1 protein-coding gene and 2 pseudogenes are annotated in these 928 nt (G+C 60.3%); all 3 read right to left on the reverse strand.

Annotated features, from left to right (window positions below; all coding sequences use genetic code 11):
* Nucleotides 1-368: pseudogene (locus CIK95_RS09790) on the reverse strand (hypothetical protein); the annotation flags it as partial.
* 6 nt (nt 369-374) lie between these two features.
* On the reverse strand, nt 375-845 hold the full coding sequence (locus tag CIK95_RS09795) for an RNA polymerase sigma factor (RefSeq protein WP_371591410.1): 471 nt from the start codon (nt 843-845) through the stop codon (nt 375-377).
* Nucleotides 838-928: pseudogene (locus CIK95_RS13355) on the reverse strand (transposase); the annotation flags it as partial. The pseudogene CIK95_RS13355 and the gene CIK95_RS09795, both read right to left, overlap by 8 nt.

Genomic DNA, 928 nt, shown 5'->3' on the forward strand with positions numbered 1-928 from the left:
GCGGGGCGGGCGGCAGGCTCGACCACACGGGCGGGGAGCGGCTCAGCTACGGGGATGGCAGTGGGGATGGCTTGGGCAGTGGTGGAGGCGGTGTCGGAAGGAGCTAAACGGCACACGGCGATGACCACGGCTGCCACGACTGAGGCTGCTGCCATCCAGGGCATCATCCGGCGCAGGGTAAGCGCACGAGACTTGGGGCTGGGGGCGGCATAGGCGGTAAACATGAGTCTGAAGGTGGCCCACTCGACAGGAATATCAGTGGCGGTGCGGAAAAAACGCTCCAGCGTCTGCTCTTCGCTGAGCGACGTGGTGCCCTGCATGTAGCGCTCAAGGAGCCGGGCTATGGTGGCATAATCGGGATTTCTCATAAGGCTTTATCTACGTTTGTCCAATTCTTCATAAATCGCTTTGCGGGCTCTCGCCAAGAGGGTGCTGACCGACTTGGGGGCTATGCCCACGATGCGGGCTATCTCGTCGTGGCTGCGGTGCTCGACCTGACGCATGTAGAAAACCTGCTGCTGTACTGAGGGCAGGCGCCGCATCTGACTGTCGAGCCACTCGAGGTTCTCGTGGTGCTGAAGGCTGACATCGGGCTGGGCGTAAACCGAAGCGGCAAGCTGGCGGAGGGCGTCGGCAAGAGGGAGGCGGGATGACTGGCGACGGCAGGCATTGAGAGCCAGGCGACGGGCGATGGTGGCAGTGAGGGCTTCGGGCGACTCGACACGCTCCAACGCGGCAAGGAGTTGCCACAGGCGTATCATCGTGTCTTGGGCGACATCCTCGGCGCCTTCGGCATCACTTGGGTCAGCGGATTTTTCCGGTTGGTAACACCGTATGTTAGGAATAAAGTGTTGCCAGCCTGTACATGAAGAACCTGATATCCCCTACACCTCTGAACTGTGTTCTAAAAGCCTTGATTTTAGCATTG

Origin of the sequence: Prevotella sp. P5-108 (genome assembly GCF_002251385.1) — a bacterium.
Taxonomy (GTDB): Bacteria; Bacteroidota; Bacteroidia; order Bacteroidales; family Bacteroidaceae; genus Prevotella.